The sequence below is a fragment of the Deefgea chitinilytica genome (assembly GCF_016881405.1).
Lineage (GTDB): Bacteria > Pseudomonadota > Gammaproteobacteria > Burkholderiales > Chitinibacteraceae > Deefgea > Deefgea chitinilytica.
Genome location: NZ_WOFE01000003.1, coordinates 377,402 through 404,070, shown reverse-complemented (window position 1 = coordinate 404,070; position 26,669 = coordinate 377,402). Strand labels below are relative to the sequence as shown.

Annotated in this window: 36 protein-coding genes; 12 read left to right on the top strand and 24 right to left on the bottom strand. The window is 46.8% G+C overall.

The features are described 5' to 3' along the window. The first annotated feature begins 9 nt into the window (after positions 1-9). The 3 genes from GM173_RS09935 (at position 10) to GM173_RS09925 (ending at position 4,152) form a co-directional block, all read left to right on the top strand. The gene (locus GM173_RS09935; RefSeq protein ID WP_203571203.1) at positions 10-2,364 is read left to right on the top strand and encodes a DUF2357 domain-containing protein; all 2,355 of its coding nucleotides are present in this window, start codon (positions 10-12) and stop codon (positions 2,362-2,364) included. 80 nt (positions 2,365-2,444) lie between these two features. Then, positions 2,445-3,881, top strand: a complete 1,437-nt coding sequence (sbcB, locus tag GM173_RS09930) for an exodeoxyribonuclease I (RefSeq protein ID WP_239078457.1) — start codon at positions 2,445-2,447, stop codon at positions 3,879-3,881. Between the two features lie 55 nt (positions 3,882-3,936). After that, entirely contained in the window at positions 3,937-4,152 is a 216-nt protein-coding gene (locus GM173_RS09925; RefSeq protein WP_203571202.1) for a DUF6500 family protein, read from the top strand. A 2-nt stretch (positions 4,153-4,154) separates the two neighbouring features. Here GM173_RS09925 and GM173_RS09920 read toward each other — a convergent pair whose 3' ends face one another. Beyond that, positions 4,155-4,769, bottom strand: a complete 615-nt coding sequence (locus GM173_RS09920) for a LysE/ArgO family amino acid transporter (RefSeq protein ID WP_239078456.1) — start codon at positions 4,767-4,769, stop codon at positions 4,155-4,157. A gap of 312 nt (positions 4,770-5,081) precedes the next feature. Here GM173_RS09920 and GM173_RS09915 point away from each other — a divergent pair, with 312 nt between their 5' ends. Beyond that, the gene (locus GM173_RS09915; RefSeq protein WP_203571201.1) at positions 5,082-5,975 is read left to right on the top strand and encodes a LysR family transcriptional regulator ArgP; all 894 of its coding nucleotides are present in this window, start codon (positions 5,082-5,084) and stop codon (positions 5,973-5,975) included. A 115-nt stretch (positions 5,976-6,090) separates the two neighbouring features. Here the strand turns inward: GM173_RS09915 and rplS are convergent, their stop codons facing one another. The 5 genes from rplS to ffh all read right to left on the bottom strand — a co-directional run bounded on the left by rplS (position 6,091) and on the right by ffh (position 9,634). Then, positions 6,091-6,471, bottom strand: a complete 381-nt coding sequence (rplS, locus tag GM173_RS09910; RefSeq protein WP_203571200.1) for a 50S ribosomal protein L19 — start codon at positions 6,469-6,471, stop codon at positions 6,091-6,093. 7 nt (positions 6,472-6,478) lie between these two features. Then, a complete protein-coding gene (trmD, locus tag GM173_RS09905) occupies positions 6,479-7,270 on the bottom strand; it encodes a tRNA (guanosine(37)-N1)-methyltransferase TrmD (RefSeq protein ID WP_203571199.1) in 792 nt (263 codons plus the stop codon). A 32-nt stretch (positions 7,271-7,302) separates the two neighbouring features. Continuing rightward, a complete protein-coding gene (rimM, locus tag GM173_RS09900) occupies positions 7,303-7,845 on the bottom strand; it encodes a ribosome maturation factor RimM (RefSeq protein WP_308439595.1) in 543 nt (180 codons plus the stop codon). Positions 7,846-7,853: 8 nt separating this feature from the next. Then, the gene (gene rpsP / locus GM173_RS09895; RefSeq protein ID WP_203571198.1) at positions 7,854-8,093 is read right to left on the bottom strand and encodes a 30S ribosomal protein S16; all 240 of its coding nucleotides are present in this window, start codon (positions 8,091-8,093) and stop codon (positions 7,854-7,856) included. A gap of 197 nt (positions 8,094-8,290) precedes the next feature. Next, entirely contained in the window at positions 8,291-9,634 is a 1,344-nt protein-coding gene (gene ffh, locus GM173_RS09890) for a signal recognition particle protein (protein ID WP_203571197.1), read from the bottom strand. An 82-nt stretch (positions 9,635-9,716) separates the two neighbouring features. Between ffh and GM173_RS09885 the strand changes: the two genes are divergently transcribed. From GM173_RS09885 to GM173_RS09855, 7 genes are all read left to right on the top strand, one after another. Then, entirely contained in the window at positions 9,717-10,526 is an 810-nt protein-coding gene (locus tag GM173_RS09885) for a cytochrome C assembly family protein (protein WP_203571196.1), read from the top strand. Between the two features lie 243 nt (positions 10,527-10,769). Next, positions 10,770-12,473: a type IV-A pilus assembly ATPase PilB gene (gene pilB, locus GM173_RS09880; protein ID WP_203571195.1), complete on the top strand. Its 1,704-nt coding sequence runs from the start codon at positions 10,770-10,772 to the stop codon at positions 12,471-12,473. 9 nt (positions 12,474-12,482) lie between these two features. Continuing rightward, entirely contained in the window at positions 12,483-13,715 is a 1,233-nt protein-coding gene (locus GM173_RS09875) for a type II secretion system F family protein (RefSeq protein ID WP_203571194.1), read from the top strand. Next, entirely contained in the window at positions 13,708-14,577 is an 870-nt protein-coding gene (locus tag GM173_RS09870; protein ID WP_308439594.1) for a prepilin peptidase, read from the top strand. Before GM173_RS09875 ends, GM173_RS09870 begins: the two co-directional genes overlap by 8 nt. A 1-nt stretch (position 14,578) precedes the next feature. After that, on the top strand, positions 14,579-15,178 hold the full coding sequence (gene coaE / locus GM173_RS09865) for a dephospho-CoA kinase (RefSeq protein ID WP_203571193.1): 600 nt from the start codon (positions 14,579-14,581) through the stop codon (positions 15,176-15,178). Between the two features lie 72 nt (positions 15,179-15,250). Beyond that, complete coding sequence (gene zapD / locus GM173_RS09860; RefSeq protein ID WP_203571192.1) at positions 15,251-16,009, top strand: cell division protein ZapD; 759 nt, start codon at positions 15,251-15,253, stop codon at positions 16,007-16,009. Beyond that, on the top strand, positions 16,009-16,212 hold the full coding sequence (locus GM173_RS09855; RefSeq protein ID WP_203571191.1) for a DNA gyrase inhibitor YacG: 204 nt from the start codon (positions 16,009-16,011) through the stop codon (positions 16,210-16,212). Before zapD ends, GM173_RS09855 begins: the two co-directional genes overlap by 1 nt. 29 nt (positions 16,213-16,241) lie before the next feature. Here GM173_RS09855 and GM173_RS09850 read toward each other — a convergent pair whose 3' ends face one another. Then, positions 16,242-17,057 (bottom strand): symmetrical bis(5'-nucleosyl)-tetraphosphatase, encoded by an 816-nt coding sequence (locus tag GM173_RS09850; protein WP_203571190.1) that lies wholly within the window; start codon positions 17,055-17,057, stop codon positions 16,242-16,244. 31 nt (positions 17,058-17,088) lie between these two features. On the opposite strand from GM173_RS09850, the gene GM173_RS09845 reads away from it, so the two are divergent. Further along, positions 17,089-17,973 carry an HDOD domain-containing protein gene (locus GM173_RS09845; protein ID WP_203571189.1) on the top strand — a complete coding sequence of 295 codons (885 nt, stop codon included), beginning with the start codon at positions 17,089-17,091 and terminating at the stop codon, positions 17,971-17,973. Between the two features lie 37 nt (positions 17,974-18,010). On the opposite strand, the gene rplQ is transcribed toward GM173_RS09845, so the two are convergent. The 17 genes from rplQ to rplN form a co-directional block, all read right to left on the bottom strand. Next, positions 18,011-18,400, bottom strand: coding sequence for a 50S ribosomal protein L17 (gene rplQ, locus GM173_RS09840; RefSeq protein ID WP_203571188.1), 390 nt, complete (start codon positions 18,398-18,400; stop codon positions 18,011-18,013). A gap of 27 nt (positions 18,401-18,427) precedes the next feature. Beyond that, the gene (locus GM173_RS09835) at positions 18,428-19,411 is read right to left on the bottom strand and encodes a DNA-directed RNA polymerase subunit alpha (RefSeq protein WP_203571187.1); all 984 of its coding nucleotides are present in this window, start codon (positions 19,409-19,411) and stop codon (positions 18,428-18,430) included. Positions 19,412-19,445: 34 nt separating this feature from the next. After that, complete coding sequence (gene rpsD / locus GM173_RS09830; protein ID WP_203571186.1) at positions 19,446-20,069, bottom strand: 30S ribosomal protein S4; 624 nt, start codon at positions 20,067-20,069, stop codon at positions 19,446-19,448. A 14-nt stretch (positions 20,070-20,083) separates the two neighbouring features. Beyond that, complete coding sequence (rpsK, locus tag GM173_RS09825) at positions 20,084-20,476, bottom strand: 30S ribosomal protein S11 (protein WP_203571185.1); 393 nt, start codon at positions 20,474-20,476, stop codon at positions 20,084-20,086. A 15-nt stretch (positions 20,477-20,491) separates the two neighbouring features. Beyond that, the gene (gene rpsM, locus GM173_RS09820) at positions 20,492-20,854 is read right to left on the bottom strand and encodes a 30S ribosomal protein S13 (protein WP_203571184.1); all 363 of its coding nucleotides are present in this window, start codon (positions 20,852-20,854) and stop codon (positions 20,492-20,494) included. A gap of 58 nt (positions 20,855-20,912) precedes the next feature. Further along, positions 20,913-21,026: a 50S ribosomal protein L36 gene (gene rpmJ, locus GM173_RS09815; protein ID WP_018748524.1), complete on the bottom strand. Its 114-nt coding sequence runs from the start codon at positions 21,024-21,026 to the stop codon at positions 20,913-20,915. Between the two features lie 242 nt (positions 21,027-21,268). Then, positions 21,269-22,573 (bottom strand): preprotein translocase subunit SecY, encoded by a 1,305-nt coding sequence (gene secY, locus GM173_RS09810; RefSeq protein WP_203571183.1) that lies wholly within the window; start codon positions 22,571-22,573, stop codon positions 21,269-21,271. Positions 22,574-22,602: 29 nt separating this feature from the next. Then, the gene (gene rplO, locus GM173_RS09805; RefSeq protein WP_203571182.1) at positions 22,603-23,037 is read right to left on the bottom strand and encodes a 50S ribosomal protein L15; all 435 of its coding nucleotides are present in this window, start codon (positions 23,035-23,037) and stop codon (positions 22,603-22,605) included. Position 23,038: 1 nt separating this feature from the next. Beyond that, the gene (gene rpmD / locus GM173_RS09800) at positions 23,039-23,224 is read right to left on the bottom strand and encodes a 50S ribosomal protein L30 (protein ID WP_203571181.1); all 186 of its coding nucleotides are present in this window, start codon (positions 23,222-23,224) and stop codon (positions 23,039-23,041) included. Next, complete coding sequence (gene rpsE, locus GM173_RS09795) at positions 23,221-23,736, bottom strand: 30S ribosomal protein S5 (protein ID WP_203571180.1); 516 nt, start codon at positions 23,734-23,736, stop codon at positions 23,221-23,223. Before rpsE ends, rpmD begins: the two co-directional genes overlap by 4 nt. Before the next feature lie 19 nt (positions 23,737-23,755). After that, a complete protein-coding gene (gene rplR, locus GM173_RS09790) occupies positions 23,756-24,109 on the bottom strand; it encodes a 50S ribosomal protein L18 (protein WP_203571179.1) in 354 nt (117 codons plus the stop codon). A 13-nt stretch (positions 24,110-24,122) separates the two neighbouring features. Next, positions 24,123-24,656, bottom strand: a complete 534-nt coding sequence (gene rplF, locus GM173_RS09785) for a 50S ribosomal protein L6 (protein ID WP_203571178.1) — start codon at positions 24,654-24,656, stop codon at positions 24,123-24,125. Positions 24,657-24,669: 13 nt separating this feature from the next. Beyond that, positions 24,670-25,062: a 30S ribosomal protein S8 gene (gene rpsH / locus GM173_RS09780; protein ID WP_203571177.1), complete on the bottom strand. Its 393-nt coding sequence runs from the start codon at positions 25,060-25,062 to the stop codon at positions 24,670-24,672. Positions 25,063-25,077: 15 nt separating this feature from the next. Further along, on the bottom strand, positions 25,078-25,383 hold the full coding sequence (gene rpsN / locus GM173_RS09775; RefSeq protein ID WP_203571176.1) for a 30S ribosomal protein S14: 306 nt from the start codon (positions 25,381-25,383) through the stop codon (positions 25,078-25,080). 7 nt (positions 25,384-25,390) lie between these two features. After that, the gene (gene rplE / locus GM173_RS09770; RefSeq protein ID WP_203571175.1) at positions 25,391-25,930 is read right to left on the bottom strand and encodes a 50S ribosomal protein L5; all 540 of its coding nucleotides are present in this window, start codon (positions 25,928-25,930) and stop codon (positions 25,391-25,393) included. Between the two features lie 11 nt (positions 25,931-25,941). Further along, positions 25,942-26,262, bottom strand: a complete 321-nt coding sequence (rplX, locus tag GM173_RS09765) for a 50S ribosomal protein L24 (protein ID WP_203571174.1) — start codon at positions 26,260-26,262, stop codon at positions 25,942-25,944. A 12-nt stretch (positions 26,263-26,274) separates the two neighbouring features. After that, positions 26,275-26,643 (bottom strand): 50S ribosomal protein L14, encoded by a 369-nt coding sequence (gene rplN, locus GM173_RS09760; RefSeq protein ID WP_027469934.1) that lies wholly within the window; start codon positions 26,641-26,643, stop codon positions 26,275-26,277. Positions 26,644-26,669: the final 26 nt, after the last annotated feature.

The window sequence follows — 26,669 nt, the reverse complement described above, 5'->3', positions numbered from 1 at the left end:
GAAATAGCGATGCCGGATTTACTCAAGCTGGAAACAGCCGACTGGTCGCTGAATGTCTGGAGCCGGGATGTCGAACCAGCTCAAAAGCAGCTGGCCAGCACGCTGGCTGCACGCAAAGCGAATCAGGAGATTTCACGTATACGGCTACAGCCATCAAAATTCAAGAATTGCAGCCCCATACCCTGCATAAGTGAACATGAGCTGCATCTGGCCGATCCGGTTTTCTTTGAAAACCGCAGCTATGAATTCGAGTTTTCTTTTGCGGCCAACGTAGACGAGGCCGAAATCCGCCACCGGCTCTCCGCTGTCTGCGATGCCTTCCGATTTACTGACAACTCACTGCGCGGCACGCTGAACACGGGCAACGATATCGGCTGGCTACGCCTCGGGCTGCATTACCGCCGTGCCGGCATCTGGCAGGATGCGGCGATAGCGGTCGAGGTGCTGCCAACCAAAATGGTGATGGCAGATGATCTACTACAGATCAATGCCGCGATTGATCAATCCTACCCGCTGTGGCGTTTTGCGCTGGCGCAGAAAACCGATGTCGAGCTGGCCCAATCGCGCCAGCCGTTTGAGCGCTTTCCGCTGCTCTGGCTGGCCCAGTTTGCCTCGCTGCGCGAAGCATTACTGAATGAAGTTCGCTATATCTGTAACGCGCCGCATAATCGACTACAGGAAACGACGCGCTCAGTCCGTGCCGAACGTCTGCACGGCCGGATCAGCCCTCGACTAGAGGAACGAGTGGCTGAGGCGGTTAAAAGCAGTGAACTGCAGCGGCGATTTCAAACCAGTAGCCGTCGCCTTTCAGTCGATACCCCAGAAAACCGCTTTATCCGCATGGTGCTAGAGCACTGCACCCGCAGCCTTGCGCGTTTTGCGGCCAGCGCACAACGGCATAATTCAGCGCCGGACCAAGAACGGATTTCATCGGCTTTTTTTAGCGAACTGGCGCAGTGGCAACAGCAAATCAACCAGAAACTGGCGCACCCGCTGTTTGGCGAAGTCGGTCAGTTCGAGGGTCTGGCACGGGAATCGCTGGTGTTGCATCAGCGTGCCGGTTATGCCGGCGTTTACCGAGTCTGGCAACAGCTGAAACTGTATCTGGAACTATTTGGCCGCAGTGCTTCGGTTTCGGTCAAACCCATCTCCGAGCTGTATGAAGTATGGTGCCTGCTTGAAATCCGTAAACAATTACAGACTCTGGGGTTTACCGAACAGGAAAGCAGCAAGGCACTGCTACGCGAGAAGAATCTAGAAAAAGAACTGATTGACGGAATGGGCGCGTCTTTTGTTTTTAATCGCACGGATGGCATCAAACTTCGCCTAGCTCACGAGCCGATATTCAAAAAACCGGGCAGTCAATACGATCGGATCTATTCATGGACGGCGGTCCAAAAACCAGACATTGTGCTAGAAGCGACCTTCCCCAATGGGGAATCCATCGTCTGGATTTTTGATGCGAAATACCGCGTTGATACCGATGAGAAAACGGGGCACGATCTGGCGCCTGATGATGCGCTCAACCAGATGCACCGCTATCGCGATGCGCTGATTCATCTGGGTGAACCAATCGAAGGCGTCGCGCCCAAAAGCCGCCCCGTCGTTGGTGCGTATGTGCTTTATCCTGGCTGGCACAGCAATCAGAATGTTCCGGCCACGAACCCCTATCACGCGGCCATTGAGGCAGTAGGCATTGGCGCCTTCCCCGCTTTACCAGGCCAATCGAATCAATGGCTGGCGACTTTTTTACTCGATCATCTTGGCGACAAGCCATCCAGCACTCAATACCGCATCGAAGCTCCGGACGAGCATCTGGCCCGCGATTCGGTGCGGATCGCGCCTTCCGGCCTGCACTTGCGACGCAGCAATGCACTGGTCTTAGTCGCCAAAACTGGCGGCGGCCGAACCGCCGAATATTTAGCAGGCTTTCAAAATGGCAGCGCACGCTGGTATCACATCCCAGCTGAAACCATGAGTCAGCGGCAGATCCCCAATACAGTGATGACGGATATTGCTCACTGCGCGATTGTCGTGAATGGCACAAAAGGCGCGGCAGCAATCGAGTATGGTTTTGATATTCGATCGGTACGTTTGGTAGCGCGTTGCCAAATTACGGCAGCGCAAGCAGGCACCACCAGCACGTCAGATAGTTGCGAGCCCTACTGGCTTTTTGAACTTGGCGCAGCGCATCCGCTGCACATTGATCTTGCACATGAGATGCCGCGCCAATTTCGCTTTCGTATCACCAGCATGGCCGATTTGACTACGGGTAAAACTTGGCAGGAGTGGCCAGATCGCTATCATTATTTATCGACTCCATCCAGCACCAGCCCCATCACCTACTATGCGCGCAAAGATTGAATTGGAATGCCGTAATTGACTTGCCAGCCCGCCCTGTTCCCCGTATAAAAACGGCTTCATTTCGGCAAGGCTTGAAAATAATGACGCACACCTATTTCTGGCATGACTACGAAACCTTTGGCGCGGTGCCGCGCTTGGATCGCCCGAGCCAATTTGCTGGTATTCGCACCGATAGCGAGCTGAACGAAATTGGCGAGCCATTAATGCTTTATTGCCAGCCCGCCAATGATTATCTACCCGACCCGTTTGCTTGTTTGCTCACTGGCATCACGCCGCAAACCTGCCTTGAAAAAGGCGTGCCAGAAAACCAATTTGCCAATCTGATCGAGCGTGAGCTCGCAGCGCCGGGCACCATCGGCGTCGGTTACAACACGATTCGCTTTGATGATGAAGTAACGCGCTATCTGTTCTGGCGCAATTTGATGGATCCCTACGCGCGCGAATGGCAAAACGATTGCTCACGTTGGGATTTGCTGGACGTGGTGCGCGCCACCTATGCGCTGCGCCCTGCGGGAATTGAATGGCCGATCAATGAGGAAGGCAAGGTCAGCTTTAAGCTCGAGTTACTCAGCAAAGCCAACGGCCTCGTTCATGAAGCGGCGCACGATGCACTCTCGGATGTACGCGCAACCATTGCGCTGGCGCGTTTGATTCGTGAAAAACAGCCGCGGCTATTCGATTTCTGCTTGGCCTTGCGCAAGAAAGACCGCGTCTTTGATGAAATTAATCTCGCCAATCCAAAACCATTTATTCATATTTCCGGCATGTACGGCGTTGAGCGCGGCAATCTAGCGATTGTCTGGCCGCTGGCGACGCATCCAACGAATAAAAATGAAATTATCGTCTGGGATTTGGCTTTTGATCCAAGCGAATTGTTTACACTCGACGCAGCGACGATGCGCGAACGAATGTTTACCAAACTAGCCGACTTGCCCGAAGGCGTCACACGTCTGCCAATCAAAACCATTCATGCCAATAAATCACCGATTGTCGTCAGCAATCTGAGAACACTCAGCACAGAACAAGCAGCACTGTGGGGTGTCGATATGGACGTCATTCAAGCGCACGCCGCACAACTCGCTACGGGTGCTGATTTATCAGCCATTTGGCGCGATGTCTTTAAACGCGAAAATAGCAGCGAGAAAGTGGATGTCGATGCCAATTTATATGGCGGCTTTGTATCTCCGACCGATCGCCGCACCCTCAATCGTATCCGTACTTTGTCGCCGGAAAAGCTTGCCGTCGAGCAAGCGCATTTTGATGATCGGCAACTCGAAGAATTATTTTTCCGCTACCGCGCCCGAAATTATCCAAGCAGCCTCAACGAGCAAGAAGTGCTGCGTTGGGAGCAATGGCGTAGCGAAAAATTGTTTGACGGCGCAGCGGGCGCACGCACATTGGAAGCCTACAGCGAGGAAATTGATCGCCTTTCGGAAGACGCCGACGAGCGCGGCGAGGAAATTCTAGCGGCGCTGTATGATTACGCGGAAATGATTGCACCCGAGATCAACTACTGATGTATACATCGCTAGGCTTTAATTAATAAAGTCTAGCGATGCATACCCAAAAACTATGAATCCCGTCTTAAAACAAAAAATAATTGCTGTTTGTCAGCAAAAGATAGAACAGAAAGGTGAGAACGTCGGCGTATCGTTTTACGCTTTTTTCGCCAATAAAAATGACAATCCAAGCTTATTAATGGAAGCGGCGACATGGTGGATTCAAACGCATCGCCTCGATCATTTTGAGAAGGCGGTCAAAATCAAAGCGATGGTTGAAGCGCTTTAATGCTAAGCAAACACCAAGGTTCCTGCCAAAAACAGCATCGTACCGCCGGTAATACCATCAATCCATTGCCAAGCCACAGGGCGTGATAAATAGCGCGATAGCGTGTGCGCCGCAAAGCCCAGCACACAAAACCACAACAGCGAAGCACTCGCCGCGCCCAGAATAAAACTAGGTTGCAAATCTGCCGCATAACTGCCGCCAATTGAACCAAGCAGCACCACGGTATCCAAGTAAACGTGCGGATTAAGCAAGGAAATCGCCAAAATAGTAATCAGCGCCCGCTTAGCGCTCACCGGCGCTGCGCTCGGTTCAACATCTAGTGCGGTATCACGGCGCAAAATTGCGGCCCAACTGCGCAAACCATACCAAATCAAAAACGCGGCTCCACCCCAACGCGCCGCACCCAGCAAAATCGGTGACGCTTGTACCAGCGCGCCCATGCCAAATACGCCTAAAGCAATCAATAGCGCATCAAGCAAAATACAAACGGCCAGCGTCATCACTAAATGCTGGCGCTGAATTCCTACCCGCAATACGTAAGCATTTTGCGCACCAATCGCCATAATCAGTGCCGCGCACAAACCCAAGGCCTTTACAAATACCACCCAATCAATCATCTCATTTCACCTGCACTTGATCTGCCTCGATTGTCATAGAAGCTGCGGCGAAGTTAAACATACTTTATCATTTCTAATTAATACTTAATTTTTCTTAATAAATGATGTGGCATCAGCCTATCCAACAGTCAAAAACGGAGTCCACGAAAGGCACAAAAATCACGAACAAGATCAAAAAAACCACAGCAAATAAGTCAATCTCAAAGCATAGTTCTATCTCACTTTCGCTTGAATTCGGCTTTATTTTCGTGCCTTTCGTGTTTTTCGTGGACTAGCGTCTTTGACCTTTAACTGGTCAAGAAGGAATCAGCAATGCTTGATATTCGCAAGGGCGAAGCACTATTGGCAGTGATTGATAGCGGTAGTTTTGAACAGGCGGCGGCGATACTGCATCTGACGCCATCGGCGGTGTCGCAACGCGTCAGCGCACTGGAAAATCAACTCGGCACGCCGCTGCTGCAGCGTACCCGACCCTGCCGCCCAACGCGCGCGGGTCAGCGTTTAGCGCAATATCTGCGTCGCAGCCATTTATTAGAAAGTGAATTTTTTGCCGAACTCGACGACGAACAAAACCGCCCACTCACCGTACCGATTGTCGTCAATCACGACACCTTGGCGACCTGGCTATTGCCCGCGCTGGCTGATTTTCTGATTGCCGAGCGCGTGCTACTCGACATTACCGTCGACGATCAAGATCACACTTATACATTTTTAGAAAGCGGCCATGCACTGGCCGGTGTTTCCAGCGAAATGGAGGCGCTACGCGGTTGCCGCGCCGAACCACTGGGGATTATGCGCTATCGGATGCTCGCTCATCCGCAATTTGCGGCGCGGTATTTTCCGCAAGGTTTGCAACGCGAAGCGGCACGCGCCGCACCGCTGATGGTATTTAACCGCAAAGATGCTTTGCAAGCGAATTTTCTACTACGCACCTTAGGTTTACCGAGCACGCACATTCACAGCCATTATGTGCCATCCAGTGAGGCGTTTTTACAAGCGATTCAATTGGGGCTGGGCTACGGCATGGTGCCGGAATTGCAGTACCGCGATTTACTCAATAGCGGCACACTGATTGATCTCGCCCCTGAGCACCCGACCGATGTCAATCTGTACTGGCACTGCTGGCGGGTGCAATCGCCTAAATTAGAACGACTGAGTTTGGCGGTAATTCATGCCGCCAAACAAAGTTTATTGCAGGGTATTTGACTGCAAAGCATATCTAGCAAATGCCAGATGCAAATACCTAATAAAAAAGCCCCGCGATGCGGGGCTTCTCTTGCCGACAGCTAAGCTGTCTAACACAGTGTTTGCTACTGGGCGATTACGCTTCAGCAGCAGCCACTTTACGTGCAGGCAATTTTTCCTTAATACGTGCAGATTTACCCGAACGATCACGGAGGTAGTACAGTTTCGCGCGGCGAACGTCACCACGACGTTTCACTTCAATACCAGCAACGAGTGGAGAGTACGTTTGGAAAGTACGCTCAACACCCATGCCAGAAGAAATTTTACGCACGATAAACGAGCTGTTCAAACCACGGTTACGTTTAGCAATCACGATGCCTTCGTAAGCCTGTAGACGTTCACGAGTACCCTCTTTCACTTTAACGCTAACAACAACAGTGTCGCCAGGTGCGAATTCAGGGATTTCTTTACCTAAACGAGCAATTTCTTCTTGCTCAAGAATTTGTAACAAATTCATTTGGATACTACTCCGTATGTGAAACCGTACCTTCTGCCCGAGGATTCGGGAATGCTGCATATTCAGTTTTGAATTCAGCCAGAAGCCGAGCTTCCTCTTTAGTTAACTGGCGACTTTGTAACAAATCAGGACGACGCAACCAAGTACGACCGAGTGATTGTTTAAGACGCCAGCGCCTTATTGCGGCATGATTTCCCGACATCAAGACATCAGGAACCAGCATACCGCGATAATTTTCGGGACGGGTGTAATGCGGGCAATCGAGCAACCCATCCACAAAAGAATCTTCCACTGCACTGGCTGCGGTATTGAGCACACCAGGAATCAAGCGGGATACGGCATCAATTAGAATCATCGCCGGCAATTCACCGCCCGATAATACATAATCTCCGACCGAAATTTCTTCATCGACTTGCGTTTGAATCACACGCTCGTCAACGCCTTCATACCGACCACACAACAAAACTAAACCTGACATTTGCGCCAATTGTTCGGCTTTTTTATGCGTGAGCGGCGCGCCTTGCGGCGACAAATAAATCGTGTGTGACACACATCCTGCATCGCTTTGATGCTGCTTGGCCGCAGCCAAGGCTTGATCCAGCGGAGCAGGCAACATCACCATGCCAGGACCACCACCGAAGGGACGATCGTCAACACGATGATAGTTATCCGTGGTGTACGTTCGCGGATTCCATGTTGTCAATCGAATCAAATTGAGCTCAACCGCCCGTCGAGTGACCCCGTGCGCGCTAATGGCTTCAAACATCTCTGGAAACAGAGTGACGACATCAAATTGCATGCGAACCTACGCACAAATCTTTGGCGTTCCGATTAATAATCCAAACCCCAATCCACGCGCATCACACGCGTTTCTAGATTAACATCCAACACCACATGCCCAACAAAGGGCACCAGACGTTCTGTTGTTTCGTCTTTAACGACGATGACATCGTTCGCGCCGGTTTCAAACAACTTCTCAATGACACCCAAGCGTTCATCTTGCTGGTTAACGACCACTAAACCGATTAAATCGGCCCAGTAATATTCACCATCAGCCGCCGGCGGCATACTGCTGCGAGGAACAAAAATCTCACAGCCTTTCAGTGCAAAGGCCGCATCACGGTCATTAACACCTTCTAGCTTTGCGCCCAATTTTTTAGGCTGCAAATGAGAATCCACCACAGTATACGCACGAAATACACCATTACGCCCCAGCCACCAGACTGAATAGTCCAACAAGCTATCGGCACTTTCGGTGTCAGCGACCAGATTAATCCAGCCTTGAATGCCAAAAGCCCCACTCACATACCCCATCGCTACCAGATCTTCTGGTACGTCAGTGGCCGCCGCTGAGGACTTTTGATTCTTCAACACTGATTTGATTACTTAGCGTTTTTTAACAAACGAGCAACAGTATCAGAAGGCTGTGCGCCAACGCCGAGCCAGTAAGTCAGACGATCTTGCGTCAAACGAACTGCTTCTTCAGCGCCACGGGCTTGAGGATTGTAAAAACCTACGCGCTCGATGAAACGACCATCGCGGCGATTGCGCGAATCAGTCACAACGATGTTGTAGAACGGGCGATCTTTTGCGCCACCACGAGCTAGACGAATCACGACCATAATAAAACCCAATATTGGTTATTAGCAGAAAGGCGGCGATTCTGCCAGAAAACAGACTTCGCCGCAAGGCTGCGGCACAATTAACTTCTAAACGGCAACACCGTTGCATTCAAAACAAAACCCAGCAGCCAGATCTGGCTTAGGTATAACCCCCAAGGCAATACCCAAAAGAGCATAACAAGCAATACCCAGACTATTTACATTCCAGGCATCATTCCTTTCAGGCCACGCATCATTTTCATCATGCCACCACCCGAAAACTGCTTCATCATTTTTTGTGTTTGTTCAAATTGCTTCAGCAAACGATTCACTTCTTGCACTGACACCCCCGCGCCCGCGGCGATGCGGCGTTTACGACTCGCTTTTAGTAGCTCAGGTTTGCGGCGCTCCAGCGGCGTCATTGAATTGATAATCCCTTCGATGCGTGCGACAGATTTGTCAGTCACTTGACTGTCGGCTAGCGCCGCCATATTGCCTGGCAACTTATCCATCAAGGCTGACATGCCGCCCATTTTTTTCATTTGCTGGATTTGGGTTTTAAAGTCTTCCAGATCAAATCCTTTGCCGGATTTGACCTTTTTCATCATTTTGAGCGCTTCAGCTTCATCGACGATGTTTTTAACATCTTCAATCAAAGACAGTACATCGCCCATGCCGAGCACACGACTCGCCATCCGATCCGGATGGAATGGCTCCAGCCCAGTAAGCTTTTCACCGGTCCCCAAGAACTTAATCGGCTTACCAGTGATATGACGCACTGACAAAGCGGCACCGCCACGCGAGTCGCCGTCCATTTTAGTCAGCACAACCCCTGTTAATGGCAGCGCTTCATTGAAGGCTTGCGCCACATTCACGGCGTCTTGCCCCTGCATCGCATCGACCACGAATAAGGTTTCAACCGGATTCACCGCGGCATGCAAGGCCTTAATTTCGGTCATCATCGCCTCATCGACCGCCAGACGGCCCGCAGTATCGACAATCAGCACATCGTAGAAATGCCGTTTAGCATGATCGATTGCCGCCAAGGCAATATCAACAGGCTTTTGCGTTACATCGGACGGAAACCAATCGACGCTGAGTTGCCCCGCCAGCGTCTTGAGCTGCTCAATCGCTGCCGGGCGATACACGTCAGCGGAAACCAGTAACACTTTTTTCTTTTGCGTTTCTTTTAAATGCTTGGCCAACTTACCCGAGGTTGTCGTTTTACCCGCGCCTTGCAAACCCGCCATCAAGATCACGGCCGGCGGCACGGCTGCCAATTTGAGCGCATCGTTCTGTGCGCCCATTAATTTGGTGAGTTCTTCGTATACGACGCCAATCAAGGCTTGGCCTGGCGTTAAACTTCCAATAACTTCTTGACCCTCGGCACGAACTTTGACGTCGCTAATAAATTGCTTCACCGCAGGCAAAGCCACGTCGGCCTCAAGCAGCGCCATGCGCACTTCGCGCAGCGCATCCTTCATATTGTCTTCAGTCAAGCGGGCGTTACCGCGCAGCGTTTTAACGACGCCACCCAAGCGGCCAGACAGATTTTCAAACATGCGTTACACCTTTAATGCGGTTGATGCCGAGTGGGCACCGACTCTGTTAGACTAAACAATCGACATTTTACCCTGAATTGACGTGTCCACCCTGCTTACGCCACTGACCTTTTTCATTTACCTGCTACTCGGCTGGCATTTTTGCCAAATTCGCCTTGTTGAGCACACGACAGCTCGCAAAATACCTGAGCATCTTTTACTGATTGCAGTGTATGTTTTACATGGCACTGCAGTGCTACTGCCTTTCATTGACCAGCCGCAATTACACTTTGGCGCCGCTGAATCCCTATCTCTCACCGCATGGCTGAGTTTAAATATTTATTTATTAGGTAAATTGCACTGGAAGCTGGATGGCTTAGAGCCGCCTTTGTTTGCGTTTATCGTCTGCTTCATTTTGCTGTCGATCATTTTACCCACCGGGCACGCGATCAACTACGTGCAAAACAACTTATCGCGTAGTCACTTCTTACTTGCCATGCTGGCACAAGGCCTCGTCGTTAACGCGGCGGCCGTCGCGATTCTAATGCGTTTCTCGGATAAAAACTTGCACCAAAATAGTAAAAAAATACTCGCCCACACCCTTCCCCCGCTGCTGACGCTAGAAAAACTACTCTTTAGCTGTGTTGCAATCGGCTTTGCCCTACTCACGGCAGCGCTAATCACGGGCAGTATTTTGTCGGAACAAACCAGCGGCTCATTTTTCTCTTTCTCTCACAAAACGATTTTCGCACTCGCATCTTGGGTGATCTTCGGCACATTGTTGATCGGGCGAATCAACTATGGTTGGCGTGGCCGTTTCGCCGCCAATTGGGCTTTAACTGGGTTCTGCCTATTATTCTTAGGCTACATTGGAACACGTATTGCGCTAGAAGCATTCATTAACAAGGGCTAGCCAAGCATACCCAATCAATCTTGCGGCTAGCATTCAATATCTCTACTTTCACCTATTGCATATGAGCGCCCCGATCCAAAATCCAACACAGCAACACTGATACAACATTGAGCACACCATAGAACAACACCACATCGCCAACGGCGCTACATCTGCTAGACTGCAAGCAAAAATTGATAAAAAACACTATATTTCTAGCTACATTCATTTCAAAAATAAAAGCTTTGGAGTTATCTCGCGATTATGACCGCACCTCATATTTCTGGACTTGCACGGCTGTTAGTGCAACACGGACGCTTAATCGAAGCCGATGCCGAAGCTTTGCAAACGACTGCCACGACTAACAAAATTTCATTTATTGAGCAGCTAATCCAAAGCAAGAAAATGTCTGCCCGTGATATTGCGGATTTTTCTTCCAAAACATTTGGCTACCCATTGCTCGATCTTGATCGAGTAGACCCAAGCTACATCCCACAAGGCATTCTTGACGCCAAAGCGATGCAAACACAACGCTTAGTTCCTCTGTATAAGCGCGGCACTAAGCTTTTTATTGGGATTTCAGATATTACCAATATGGCTGCGGTAGAAAACGTTCGTTTTCAAACCAACTCCCAAGTTGAGCCAATTATTGTTGAAGATCCAAAGCTAGCCGTTTTACTAAGTAAAATGATTGAAGCGAGTGGCGCAACACTCAAAGACATGGTCATCGATGAAGCAGACCTTGAAATGGCAGGGGGCGACGACCAACCGGAGCAAGACAACGGCGCCAATCTCGAAATTGATGATGCGCCCGTAGTTAAATATTTGCAAAAAATACTCATGGACGCCATCAACCAAGGGGCATCCGATCTTCATTTCGAGCCATATGAGAAATTTTTCCGGATTCGCTTTCGTGTCGATGGCGTTCTACGTGAAATCGCGACGCCACCACTAGCGATCAAAGAAAAAATCTCCTCGCGTATTAAAGTGATTTCTAAATTAGATATTTCCGAAAAGCGCATCCCACAAGACGGGCGGATGAAACTGGTTTTATCAAAAAGCCGTGCTATTGACTTCCGAGTCTCCACACTGCCCACCATGCACGGCGAAAAAATCGTAATGAGGATTTTAGATCCGTCCTCTGCAACACTTGGAATTGATGCGCTAGGCTATGATCCTGACCAAAAAGCGATCATTCTCGATGCAATTCAACGCCCTTACGGCATGGTGCTGGTCACAGGACCAACAGGTTCGGGAAAAACGGTTTCACTTTATACTTGCTTAAACTTACTCAACAAACCCGATATTAATATCTCAACCGCAGAAGACCCTTGCGAGATTAATTTACCAGGCATCAATCAAGTCAATGTCAATGACAAAGCTGGGCTAACGTTTTCTGCTGCACTCAAGGCCTTCCTACGCCAAGATCCAGATATCATCATGGTGGGCGAGATTCGCGATCTAGAAACAGCGGACATTGCCATTAAAGCAGCCCAAACTGGCCACATGGTATTCTCCACGCTCCACACCAATGATGCGCCAACCACGTTAACGCGAATGCTCAATATGGGCATACAACCATTTAATATTGCCTCATCGGTCATTTTAATTACCGCACAACGATTAGCACGTCGACTTTGCAGTTGCAAACAAGCAGTCGAAATTCCCGAAGCGGCACTATTAAGCGCTGGGTTTGAACCTAGCGATCTTGATGGCAGTTGGAAGGCCTACGGCCCCAAAGGGTGTGACATCTGCAAAGGAACTGGCTACAAAGGCCGCGTAGGCATCTATCAAGTCATGCCGATTACTGATGAACTTAACCGCATCATTATGAATAGTGGTAATGCAATCGATATCGCAGATCAAGCACGTAGAGAAGGCGTACTGTCTTTACGAGAAGCAGGATTAAGAAAAGTAAAACAAGGCCTAACTTCATTAGAAGAAATCATGGCCGTGACCAACGAATAGAGGCCCAATATGGCAACCGTAAAAAAAACAGCCAGCTCTGCAGTGAAAGAATTTACTTTCCATTGGAAGGGCAAAGATCGTACCGGCAAAGCCATCAGTGGTGAAATGCGTGCAAGCGGAGAAGCGGTCGTTAAAAACACCTTAAGACGGCAAGGCGTTAATGTCGTCAGTATCAAAAAAGTGCGCATGCGCGGCGGCAGTAAGATCACAGAAACTGATATCGCAATGTTCACTCGCCAGCTAGCCACCATGCTGAAGTCTGGGGTGCCATTGCTAACCTCCTTTGATATTGTCGCCAAAGGCCATGCCAACCCTTCTGTAACCAAGCTACTAACAGAAATTAAAACTGATATTGAAACGGGTTCTTCGCTAACACAAGCGTTTAGAAAACACCCACTACAATTTGACACTCTGTATTGCAATCTAGTTCAAGCAGGAGAACAAGCCGGTATTCTAGACGCCCTCTTAGCGCGATTAGCCACCTACAAAGAAAAAATTCTCGCAGTCAAAAAGAAAATCAAATCGGCAATGTTTTATCCAACCGCGATTATTGTTGCTGCATTTATTATCACAGCGGTAATTATGATTTTCGTTATTCCAGCATTCAAAGACTTGTTTTCTAGTTTTGGCGCGGATCTCCCTGCCCCCACGCTATTTGTAATGGCCATCTCCGATTTCTTTGTCAGCTACTGGTACATTATATTCGGCGGCATTTTTGGCGGGGTCTGGTTATTTATGAATGCCTGGCAAAGATCGGAAGCAATGCAAATTTTTATGGACAGGCTGATCTTAAAGCTACCGGTGTTTGGTCAGATCGTTAAAAATGCAACGATTGCTCGCTGGACTCGGACACTCTCGACTATGTTTGCTGCGGGTGTCCCGCTGGTCGAATCGCTCGAATCAGTCGGCGGCGCTGCAGGTAATTACATTTATAAAATGGCAACAAAGAAGATTCAATCCGAAGTAAGCACAGGCACAAGCCTTACCGTGGCAATGCAAAATGCCAACGTATTTCCCAATATGGTGATGCAAATGACCTCTATTGGCGAAGAATCAGGCTCATTAGATGCGATGCTCAGCAAAGTCGCTGATTATTATGAAGAAGAAGTAGATAATGCTGTAGAGGCACTATCCAGCCTGATGGAACCGGTCATCATGGTTGTACTCGGCACATTAATTGGTGGCTTAGTGATTGCAATGTATCTGCCAATTTTCAAAATGGGTGCAGCCGTTGGTGGATAATTATATTACTGCACTCAACTTTCCTATACTGCTTGCATGTTACATCGGCATTATTGGCGTTATGGTTGGTAGTTTTTTGAATGTCGTGATTCACAGACTACCGATTATGCTTGAGCACGAATTTAAAGCAGAGTGCTCGATCTATTTTGAACAACAAATCACTCCAGCAGCAAAGCCGCTAAAATACAATTTAGTCACTCCGCGCTCAGCTTGCCCAAAGTGTCATCATCAAATTAGTGCACTTGAAAATATCCCAGTTATAAGCTGGTTATTTTTGAAGGGAAGATGCCGCCACTGCCAGAGCAAAATTAGTATACGCTACCCAATCATCGAACTCGTAACAGGCCTTTTCTCTGCTGGGCTAGCTATTCATTTTGGCTTGTCATACGCCTTAGCAGGAGGGTTAATACTGGCATGGTTTTTAATTGCGCTAATCATGATTGATGCAGATACATATCTACTGCCCGACTGCATGACTTTGCCATTAATCTGGATCGGCCTACTATTCAACAGCTTTGAAATTTTCACTACATTAAATAGCGCAGTATATGGCGCAATCATAGGCTATCTATCACTCTGGTCGGTATACTGGCTCTTCAAATTAATTACAGGCAAAGAAGGCATGGGATATGGCGACTTTAAACTACTTGCGGCCTTAGGTGCTTGGTTTGGCTGGAGCATGATACCAATGATTATTTTATTGTCATCATTTGCAGGAGCCGTCATCGGGATTGCCATGGTTCTGGGTAAAAACAGAGGCTGGAATAAGCCTATGCCATTTGGCCCATACCTAGGCGTTGCTGGTTTACTTGCACTAATTTGGGGACAAGAACTTTCTATTGCGCTTTATGGAATAAGTTAAATTGCTAGTTGCGGGACTAACAGGCGGCATCGGCTCGGGGAAAAGCACATTCTGTGCCGCTTTTTCACGTTTAGGTGTGCCGGTTATCGATGCGGATGTCATTTATCATCATTTAACCCAGCCCTACTCAATTGCTAATTTATTAGTTGAGCAACAGTTCGGGTCACAGTCACTATTAAACGATGGCAAACTCAACAAAGACTGGCTACGACAAATTATTTTTGATGACGATTGCAAGAAAAAACAAGTTGAAGCTATATTTCACCCCTTGATCTTAGACGAAATCAAATCACAAATTTCTCAACTAGAATCCAATTACATATACTGCATTCTCGCGGTACCTTTATTATTTGAATTCTCCGACTTCCTCAACCTCAGCGATTACACCATCGTGATCGACTGCAGTGAGGCCACGCAAGTGGCCCGTGTTATGCAACGCAGTGGCTTAAGCCATGAGCAAGTCAAGAAAATCATCCAGGCACAAATGAGTAGAAATGAAAGAAACCGTCTTGCTGATCTAGTAATTTGCAATGAAGAAGGATTTGACAGTATTGACGACAAAGTGTCGCAATTGCATAAATTTCTATTAGAAAAATCTTAAATATCTACGCAATGGGTTTTCAAAATTGATGGTTTGCTGCAGAATTGCAAAACTTTCTAAGGCTATTAAATTGTGATCAGCTACGAATTCCCGATTAATGAGAAAATTCGAACTCTGTTGAGACTCGAAGATCTCTACATCCGTACTATTTCATTTGCATCCCGTGATCAACCAATCGATCACCACATGGCGCTGCTCGGTATTTTTGAAATTATGGAAGTAGCAAGCAGAGCAGACCTTAAATCCGACTTGCTACAAGAATTAGAGCGTCAACGCCAAGCATTAATTGTTCTTAGAAATAATCCACACATTTCAGAAGATGCACTTGAGCGTGTACTCACAGAAATCGAATCAACACATGCTCGTTTACTTGCTATGACGGGGAAACTGGGACAATACCTAAGAGAAAACGAATGGTTAATGGCCATCAAGCAAAGAATCTCAATCCCTGGTGGAGTTTGTGAGTTCGACCTTCCATCTTATCATTACTGGCGAACGCAACCATCTGAGCGTAGAAAGCTCGATATTGAACGCTGGCTAAGCCCATTACTCCCTATTAAACATGGCTTAGACATAGTCTTAAAGCTATTAAGAGACTCTGCTAAATCAAGCCACTTTATTGCAAAAGCAGGATCGTTTCAGCAAATGTCTGGCGGTAAGACTGTACAGCTGCTAAAAGTCAGCCTAAACGATGATTTACCTGCGGTTCCAGAATTATCCGCTAATCGATATGCGATTAACATCCGCTTCATTGTGCCAAGCACAAGTGGCGACCGAGCCAAAGTGGTTGATTCAGACGTTCAGTTCACATTGTCATATTGCAATCTATAATGCCATCGTCAATATTTGTTTCGTGCCCAATCTGCCGAAATACTAGCCTGTACAACGACTGTAATCCTTATCGGCCTTTTTGCTCTGAACGGTGTAAGTTAATCGACTTAGGTGCATGGGCAGATGAAAGTTACCGTATCGAAGATCAAGCAGATAACCCAGAAAACGACACGCAAACGTCCCTGCCAGATTTAGCAAGCTAAGTCAGAATTTCTCTGTCCGTGCAATGGATTTATTCAGCTACAACTCCCACACCTGATTGAGCTGGGCATTGAAATAAGCGATTATTCTCGAGACAAATTGCAGTCAATTGTCCACCCCATATACAGCCCGTATCTAAGGCAATTACCTTTTCATTAAAAAACAAGCCAAGAGCCGACCAATGGCCAAATATAACGACCTTCGAACCTTCAATATTTTCAACAAACCAAGGACGTAAATGCGCTGGCGCAGACTCAATCGTCCCCTTAAATCTCAAATCTAAACCACTCCCCGCCAGCATTCTCATTCTAGTGAATGAATTTATTCCAAACCTGAAACGTTCAAGCTCAGTCAAATCTTCAGACCAAGATAGAGGCGTGTTGCCATACATATTTGACAACCACCATACAAAATTATCACTTGCCAATTTTTGGGAACAAAATTCAGCAAGCTGGCTATTTTGCATTAAGCTTAGACTCGGACTAATTCCTGCGTGCACAATAATATGATTTGGCAGCTCCATCAATAAAGGCTGTGTACGCAGCCAGTGCATTAATACATCAACATCAGCAGCCTCAAGTATGTCAGTAATTGTGTCCTGTGGCTTAGTAATAGCAACACCCGCCCAGCAAGCCAATAAATGCAAATCGTGGTTACCAAGCACCAACTGGATTGACATCCTATTTTCATACACAAACCGCAGCACATCCAGAGAGCGCGGCCCTCGATTAACCAAATCTCCAACAAGATAGACTTTATCAAGATTTGATTTAAACTCAATTAAGGATAATAAGGCCATAAACTCATCAAAACAGCCTTGTATATCTCCAATTACATAGTTCTGCATCAATGGATTTTCCTTAAAAGAAGCAAACATAATGACAAAAAAATACCCAAATAATATTGAATCATGGCTCTCGCTACTCAGCACTCTTGAAGTGCCAATATTAAAGTACACCCATGAGCAAATTATAAAACATCAGCAAAACATCAGTGATATTGACCTGAGAGATTTATCAATCTTAATCAGACACGACCCATTACTCAGTCTAAAATTATTAAAGCATCAAGAAACAAAGCGCAGTCATTCACAAACAACGGACGTAACCACTATAGAAAAAGTATTATTAATGATCGGCATTAAAGGTTTTTTCAGCTCTTTCGGTGGTACTCGACATATTGAAGATGCAATGAGTCGAAATGATACTGCGATAGATAACTGCCACAAGACATGCTATAGGGCATATTTCGCATCTCAAATAGCCGATTCAATGGGGAAATATAGAAGAGACCTTGACCCAAATGAAATTGTCACTGCTGCGCTATTACACGAAACCGCTGAGATACTACTCTGGCAAATAGCACCTGAGCTAATGAATAGTATTAAAGAAAAATTAAAAGGGAACCGAAACTTAAGAAGTAAAGAAATTCAAAATGAAACCTTAGGTTGTAGCATTCATGAATTACAGCAAAGACTTTGCGCGTTATGGAGCCTACCTAAAATTCTAACTCACCTAGCAAATGATGATTATGATGAGGAGCCACGCGTACGGTTAGTTAAACTGGCAACCTCAATTGCAAGACACACGGAATGGTCTGTCTATTCTGAACTATACTTTGAAGATCTTGCCAAAGCAGCAGAATTCTTGAAAATTGATACCGAAGATGTGCATAAATTAATTGTTTCGGCATCACTTTATACGGCAAAACAATGGCACTGGTATGATGTTCAACCTACAGCAGCAAGATTAATTACAGAATAAAAAAGGCCAACATGAGTTGGCCTTTTCAAATTACCAATTATTCTGCACTGTCTAGCGCTTCAACTTCTTCAGGGCGATCAACAAGTTCAACAAATGCCATAGGGGCATTGTCACCTTGACGGAAACCACACTTCAGAACGCGTAGATAGCCACCGTTACGCGCTGCATAACGTGGGCCAAGCACATCGAATAATTTTACAACAACATCACGATCACGAGTGCGGTCAAATGCCAAGCGACGATTAGCCAAACTTGGTTTTTTACCCAAAGTGATCAACGGCTCAGCTACACGGCGAAGTTCTTTTGCTTTTGGTAGAGTCGTTTTAATTACTTCATGCTTTAGCAACGAGTTAGCCAAGTTGCGAAGCATCGCAAGACGATGGCTTGTCGTGCGATTTAGTTTACGATTAGAAAGACGGTGACGCATTTGTCAGTTCCTTTGCTAGTGCCGACTTCAAGGCTTATCTAAGCCAGCCGGTGGCCAGTTTTCGAGGCGCATGCCAAGGCTAAGGCCCTTCGAAGCTAGCACTTCTTTGATCTCATTCAGTGACTTACGACCTAAATTAGGTGCTTTTAAAAGCTCAGTCTCTGTACGTTGAATTAGATCGCCAATGTAATAGATGTTTTCCGCTTTAAGGCAATTAGCCGAACGCACTGTCAATTCAAGATCATCAACCGGGCGAAGCAAGATTGGATCTATTGTGATAGTTGGTTCTGCAACTGTTACTTCAGGCGTACCTTCCAAATCGGCAAAAACGCCAAGTTGGTCAATCAACATCCGTGCGGCTTGGCGAACTGCCTCATCCGGTTCAATCACGCCATTGGTTTCAATGTCGATAATTAAACGATCAAGATCGGTACGCTGCTCGACACGAGCGCTTTCTACTTGATAGCTAACACGGCGAATCGGGCTAAATGAAGCATCTAGCACAACCGTACCAATGGTACGACCCTCATCTTTATTCAGTCGAGCAGGAGCAGGTTGATAGCCGCGCCCCTTCTCAACTGTAACTTCCATGTTGAGCTTACCACCAGCAGAAAGGTGAGCAATCACATGATTCGGATTGATCACTTCGACATCATGCGGAAGCTGAATGTCGGACGCCGTAACAATACCCTCACCCTCTTTAGAGAGAGTGAGCGTAACAGAGTCCCGACCATGCAGCTTAAGCACAACGCCTTTAAGGTTTAGCAGGATGTCAACAACGTCTTCCTGTACACCATCTAGCGCGGAGTATTCATGCACAACACCTTCAATTTTAACTTCTGTCGGAGCATACCCCGGCATTGAAGAAAGCAAAATCCGGCGTAATGCATTACCGAGCGTATGGCCATAACCACGCTCAAAAGGCTCCATCACAACTTTAGCATGCGCCGAAGCAACAGCCTGTACATCAATGATGCGCGGTTTGAGCAAGTCATTTGCGTTGATTTGCATAAGTCAGTATCCCTTGCCTTAGCGGGTCAAGTTATTACTTGGAATAGAATTCAACCACCAGCGATTCATTAATATCGCTAGAAAGGTCAGAACGCTCTGGCATACTTTTAAATACGCCTTCCATTTTCTTAGAATCAACTTGCACCCAGTTTGGGAAACCAATACCTTCAGCAAGAGACAAGGCCTCTTGAATACGTACTTGTTTCTTAGACTTTTCACGAACAGCAACCACATCACCAGCTTTAACTTGGAAAGATGGGATATTTACTGGTTTGCCATTTACAGTGATTGCTTTATGGGAAACTAGTTGACGAGATTCAGAACGGGTAGAACCGTAGCCCATGCGATAAACAACGTTATCAAGGCGACTCTCAAGAAGTTTCAACAGATTTTCACCAGTTGAACCCTTGCGACGCGCTGCTTCATGGAAGTAGCCACGGAATTGACGTTCTAGAACGCCGTAAATACGACGAATCTTTTGCTTTTCGCGCAGGTGAACGCCGTAGTCAGATTGACGCGTATTTTTCTTCGCGCCATGCTGGCCTGGGGCTTGTTCCAGCTTGCATTTGCTATCGAGCGAACGACGAGCGCTCTTCAAGAACAGATCCGTTCCTTCGCGGCGTGCAAGTTTGCACTTTGGTCCAATATAACGAGCCATTTCTTACTCCAGATTTAGATACGACGCTTCTTCGACGGACGGCAGCCGTTGTGTGGAACTGGCGTCACATCCGAGATACTGGTGATCTTGAAGCCGAGCGCGTTCAATGCACGCACTGCAGATTCGCGACCTGGGCCCGGACCTTTGATACGAACTTCGAGGTTCTTAACACCATATTCTTGGGCAACTTTACCAGCAGCTTCTGCGGCAACCTGTGCAGCAAAAGGTGTACTTTTACGAGAGCCCTTGAAACCAGCACCGCCCGAGGTAGCCCAAGATAAAGCATTGCCTTGGCGATCAGTGATGGTAATGATCGTGTTATTGAAAGAAGCGTGAACGTGCACGATACCTTCAGACACGCTCTTCTTGACTTTCTTACGTACACGAGCTGTGTTTGCTTTAGCCATAATTTATGTCCTTAGTTACTTCTTGCCAGCGATAGCCTTGCGCGGACCCTTACGAGTACGTGCGTTGGTTTTCGTGCGCTGACCGCGACAAGGTAAGCCTTTACGATGACGTAAACCACGATAGCAACCAAGATCCATAAGACGCTTGATGCTCATCGTTACTTCACGACGTAAATCACCCTCAATAGTGAATTTACCTACTTCGTCACGCAGTTTTTCGAGTTCAACATCACTGAGATCTTTTACCTTCTTGCTTGGCTCAATTCCAGTACTTGCACAAATCGCTTTAGCGCGAGTTTGGCCGATACCAAAAATAGCCTGAAGGCCGATCACAGCATGCTGATGATTGGGAATATTAACCCCAGCAATACGGGCCATACTTCTTACCCCAGGTTAAAAAGTCGTGGATACTAACTCCAAGAATTGATTTTACGAATCAACCTTGGCGCTGCTTGTGCCGTGGGTCTGTGCAAATCACACGAACAACACGATTGCGTCGAATAATTTTGCAATTACGGCAGATTTTCTTGACCGATGCCTGAACTCTCATGGTCTATCCTTTACGATCAAAAATAAAATCCCAACCCTAAGGCTGGAATACAATACAGAACTTGTTTTATGATCACAAAAAGCAACCATGCAATCCAAGAGGGTGTGAATCATATAGCATTCGCCACTCGCTGGGAAGTAAAACAAGAACCGCACGTCCGATTTATGTAACATTACCAGTTTAAAAAATAAACTGGCAATATTACAAAGGTCTACAAGATAAGGGCAAATACAAAAACTGACTTAACCCTTGAAGTTTGCTTTCTTTAGCAAGCCTTCATACTGATGAGAAAGCACATAAGATTGCAATTGAGCCATGAAATCCATTGTTACCACAACCATAATTAGCAGTGATGTACCACCAAAGTAGAATGGAACATTCCATTTCAAAATCAAGAACTCAGGTATTAAGCAAATAATCGTGATGTAAACTGCACCTACTAGTGTCAACCGTAGAATCACTTTCTCAACATACTTCGCCGTATGATCACCAGGCCGATAACCCGGAACCATCGCACCGCTCTTTTTCAAATTGTCAGCTGTTTCTCTTGGGCTAAACACAAGCGCGGTATAAAAGAAACAGAAGAATATGATCGCAGCAGCGTAGAACAATACATATAACGGCTGTCCAGGATGAAGCATATCCCCTAATGACTTAAGCCATGACAATTTCTCGCTATTGCCAGTCCACGACAACACCGTAGCTGGAAATAGGATAATTGATGAGGCAAAAATCGGAGGAATTACGCCCGCCATATTTACTTTTAAAGGTAAAAATGAACTTTGCGCTTGCATCAAGCGATTACCAACTTGGCGTTTTGCGTATTGAATTGGAACCTTACGTTGTCCACGTTCAACATACACAACGGCAGCAGTTAACAACACAACACCCACAAACAAGAACAAAACCAATAAAATTGGTAATGAACCTTGAGTTGAAAGCGTTAATGTCTTAGCGATTGCCGATGGCACACCCGCAGCGATACCGGCACAAATAAGGATAGAAATTCCATTACCCATACCACGCTCTGTAATCTGCTCACCCAGCCACATCAAAAACATCGTTCCGGTCACCAAGGAGATCATTGTCATCACAACAAACATACCTTGATCCATTACTACCAAATTTGGCTGACGAAACAACATCATTGCAATGCCAAAACTTTGCGCCGAAGCCAAAAGAACAGTGAAATAGCGGGTGTACTGAGTAAGTTTACGCTTACCAGATTCACCCTCTTTTTTCAGCTGTTTAAGGGAAGGCAGCACTTCGCCGGCAAGTTGAACAATAATCGACGCCGAAATGTAAGGCATGATACCAATCGCAAATACAGTAAATCGCGAAAGAGCACCACCTGAGAACATGTTAAACATGTTCAATAAGCCAGTTTGTGACGATTGGAACAAGTTCGCCAATTCCACCGGGTTAATACCCGGTACTGGAATATGTGCGCCAATACGATAAACGATCAGCGCACCGACAACGAACCAGATCCGTTTTTTAAGATCAGCAAATTTACTTGCTGAGCCAGCCAAAGCGGGATTTGCCACGTTCTGCCCTATCCTTTTGAATTACAGCATTACTCGCTAATGGAACCACCAGCAGCTTCAATTGCAGCCTTTGCACCCTTTGTTACGCCCAAACCTTTTACAGTCACTGCGCGCTCAATCGTGCCAGACAACACCACTTTGCAAGTTAAAGAATGCTGAGAAATCAAACCAGCCTGAATTAGACTCAACAAGTCAACCTCACCGATTGGCAATGCATTTAATTCAGACAAAGTAATTTCTGCATTCCTGCCTTTAGCAAGAGACACAAAACCACGTTTAGGCAAACGGCGTTGCAAAGGCATTTGACCGCCTTCGAAACCCACTTTATGAAAGCCACCAGTACGAGACTTTTGACCCTTGTGGCCACGACCACAAGTTTTGCCTAAACCAGAACCGATACCACGGCCAACACGCTTCGCTGCATGTTTTGCGCCGGCACCAGGAGTTAGGTTATTAAGTTGCATATTAACCCTCCACCTTTAGCAAGTAGCTGATTTTATTAACCATGCCACGATTTGCAGGAGTATCGATCACAACAGCAGAGCTGTTTAAACGACGCAACCCCAAACCACGTGCACACGCTTTATGAGCCTCAAGGCGACCAATTAAGCTCTTAACCAATGTCACCTTAATTGTTTTAACTTCGCTCATTGTGCACCCCCAAGAATTTCTTCAACTGTTTTGCCGCGCTTCGCAGCAATATCAGAAGGGGTTTGAAGCTTAGCCAAACCATCCAAAGTCGCACGCACGATGTTGTATGGGTTAGTAGAACCGTGACATTTTGCAGTAATGTTATGAATACCCATCACTTCAAACACAGCGCGCATAGGACCACCAGCAATAATACCAGTACCTTCTGGAGCCGGTTGCATAAACACAGTAGTTGCACCATGCTTTCCAAATACCGTGTGCTGCACAGTACCGTTACGCAAATTCACTTTCACCATTTTCCGGCGAGCTTCTTCCATTGCTTTTTGCACTGCAACTGGCACTTCTTTCGACTTGCCTTTGCCCATGCCCACACTACCATCGCCGTCACCAACAACAGTAAGTGCAGCAAAGCCAAGGATACGACCACCCTTCACAACTTTGGTTACGCGATTAACGCTAACCATTTTCTCGAGCAGACCGTCCTTAACTTCTTCTCTTTCGTTCTTAGCCATTATTCAACTCCAAACTCAATTAGAAGGCCAGGCCAGCTTCACGAGCAGCATCAGCCAACGCTTTCACGCGACCATGGTACTGGAAACCGGAACGATCAAATGCAACTGCTTGAATACCAGCTGCCTTTGCACGTTCTGCAATCAATTTACCAACAGCGGTTGCACCAGCAACACTGCCACCATTTTTAACTTCAGCACGCAAAGTTGCTTCCAATGTATTCGCTGAAGCCAAAACATTACCACCCGTTGCATCAATAATTTGGGCGTACATGTGGCTATTGGTACGATGGACCGACAAGCGCACAACCTTGAGCTCCGCAATCTTGGCACGGGTTTTACGTGCACGACGAAGTCTACTTTGATTCTTATCCATGATTCAGCCTCGATTACTTCTTCTTGGTTTCTTTGATAACCACAACTTCATCAGCATAACGAACGCCTTTACCTTTATAAGGTTCTGGAGAGCGGTAAGCGCGAATATCTGCAGCAACCTGACCAATAAGCTGTTTATCGGCACCCTTCAATAGGATCTCAGTTTGAGATGGAGTCTCACACGTAATTCCTTTAGGAATTGCATGTGCTACTGGATGTGAGAAACCCAATGAGAGATTCAATACTTCGCCTTGGGCTTGAGCACGATAACCAACACCAACAAGTGTTAATTTACGCTCAAAACCTTTAGACACACCATTAACCATGTTGTTAACAAGTGCACGTAAAGTACCAGACATAGCACGAGCAAACTTGCTATTGCCATTTGCGGCAAAAACCACATTGCCGTCTTCAACTTTAACAGTTACATCTGAAACAATAGGTTGAGCCAAAGAACCCTTAGGTCCTTTAACAACGATTTGACCTGAAGCAACACTTACTTCAACGCCTGCCGGAATCGCTACCGGGCTTTTAGCTACGCGTGACATTGTGAATCCCTCATCAAGCTACGATGCACAAAAGCTCGCCACCAATACCATTGGCACGCGCTTTGCGGTCGGTCATCACACCCTTGGATGTAGACACAATCGCCACACCAAGACCATTCATTACATTTGGAATGTCACCAGCACCGCGATAATCACGCAGTCCAGGCTTAGAAACACGATCAAGACGCTCAATAACTGGGCGACCAGCATAGTATTTCAATTCAATTGTCAAAACAGGTTTAACGTCGCCAGCAACGGTAAACGATTCAACATAACCTTCTTCCACCAAAACTTTAGCAATTGCCACTTTCAGTTTAGAAGAAGGCATAGCCACAGCAGCTTTATCAGCACGTTGTGCATTGCGGATACGAGTCAACATATCGGCGATAGGATCATGCATTGCCATGTGTTATCTCTCCTATTACCAGCTAGCTTTGACCAGACCCGGGATCTCACCTTTGAAGGCGAGCTCACGCAGCTTACTGCGACCGAGACCGAATTTGCGGAACACACCACGTGAACGACCAGTTAGCGCGCAGCGATTATGCAGACGTACTGGTGATGCATTACGTGGAAGTTGCTGGAGTTTCAAGCGAGCTTGGAATTGTTCTTCTTCACTCGCATTTTGATCGTTAATTACGACCAAAAGCGCGGCGCGTTTAGCTGCAAACTTTTGTACAGCAGCTGCGCGTTTTGCTTCACGATTAATCAGTGCAAGTTTTGCCATGATCGCCTCAAGTCTTAAACGGGAATTTGAAGGCAGCGAGCAAAGCACGCGCTTCATCGTCAGTTTTAGCCGTAGTTGTGATCGTGATATTCATACCACGAAGCGCATCAATCTTATCGTACTCAATTTCCGGGAAGATAATTTGCTCTTTCACACCCATGTTAAAGTTGCCACGTCCATCAAAGGACTTGCCACCAACACCACGGAAGTCACGCACACGCGGCAGCGCGATTGTGATCAGGCGATCAAGGAATTCAAACATACGTTCGCGACGCAAAGTAACTTTGCAGCCAACTGGATAGTTATCACGAATCTTAAAGCCCGCAATCGACTTTTTAGACTTTGTAACCACCGGCTTTTGACCTGCAATTTTCTGCATATCACCAACTGCGAAATCCATTACTTTTTTATCTGCAACTGCCTCACCAACACCCATGTTGATGGTGATTTTTTCGATACGTGGCACTTGCATCACAGACTTGTAGCCGAATTGCTTAATCAACTCGGGAACAATCTGGTTCTCATAAATCTCTTGAAAACGAGCCATCTTGATTCCCCTTAGCCGCCAACTACTTCGCCACTAGACTTGAACACACGCACTTTCTTGCCGTCCTCAAGAATCTTGAAGCCAACACGATCAGCCTTGCCAGTCGCAGTATTGAAGATAGCCACATTAGATACGTCAATTGACTTAGTCAACTCAACGATACCACCTTGAACGCCGCGCATTGGATTTGGTTTTTGGTGCTTTTTAGCAACATTCACACCTTCAACCACAACACGACCTTCAGCTGGAATAGATGTAAGCACGATGCCGCGCTTACCCTTATCTTTGCCAGTGAGAACGATTACTTCATCGCCTTTGCGAATCTTGTTCATGCTGGATACCCCTTAAAGAACTTCTGGCGCGAGTGACACGATTTTCATAAAACGCTCTGTACGCAATTCACGCGTAACTGGCCCGAAAATACGAGTGCCGATCGGCTCAAGTTTTGCATTAAGAAGAACAGCCGCATTACCATCAAACTTAATAAGCGCGCCATCAGCACGACGTACACCCTTAGCGGTACGAACTACGACCGCATTGTATACATCGCCTTTTTTAACACGACTACGAGGTGCAGCATCTTTAATGCTAACCTTGATGATATCGCCAACAGACGCATAACGGCGCTTAGAGCCGCCCAACACTTTAATGCACATTACAGAACGCGCACCCGTGTTATCAGCAACATCTAGCTTTGATTGCATTTGAATCATTTAAGACAAACCTCCAACTTAACCCG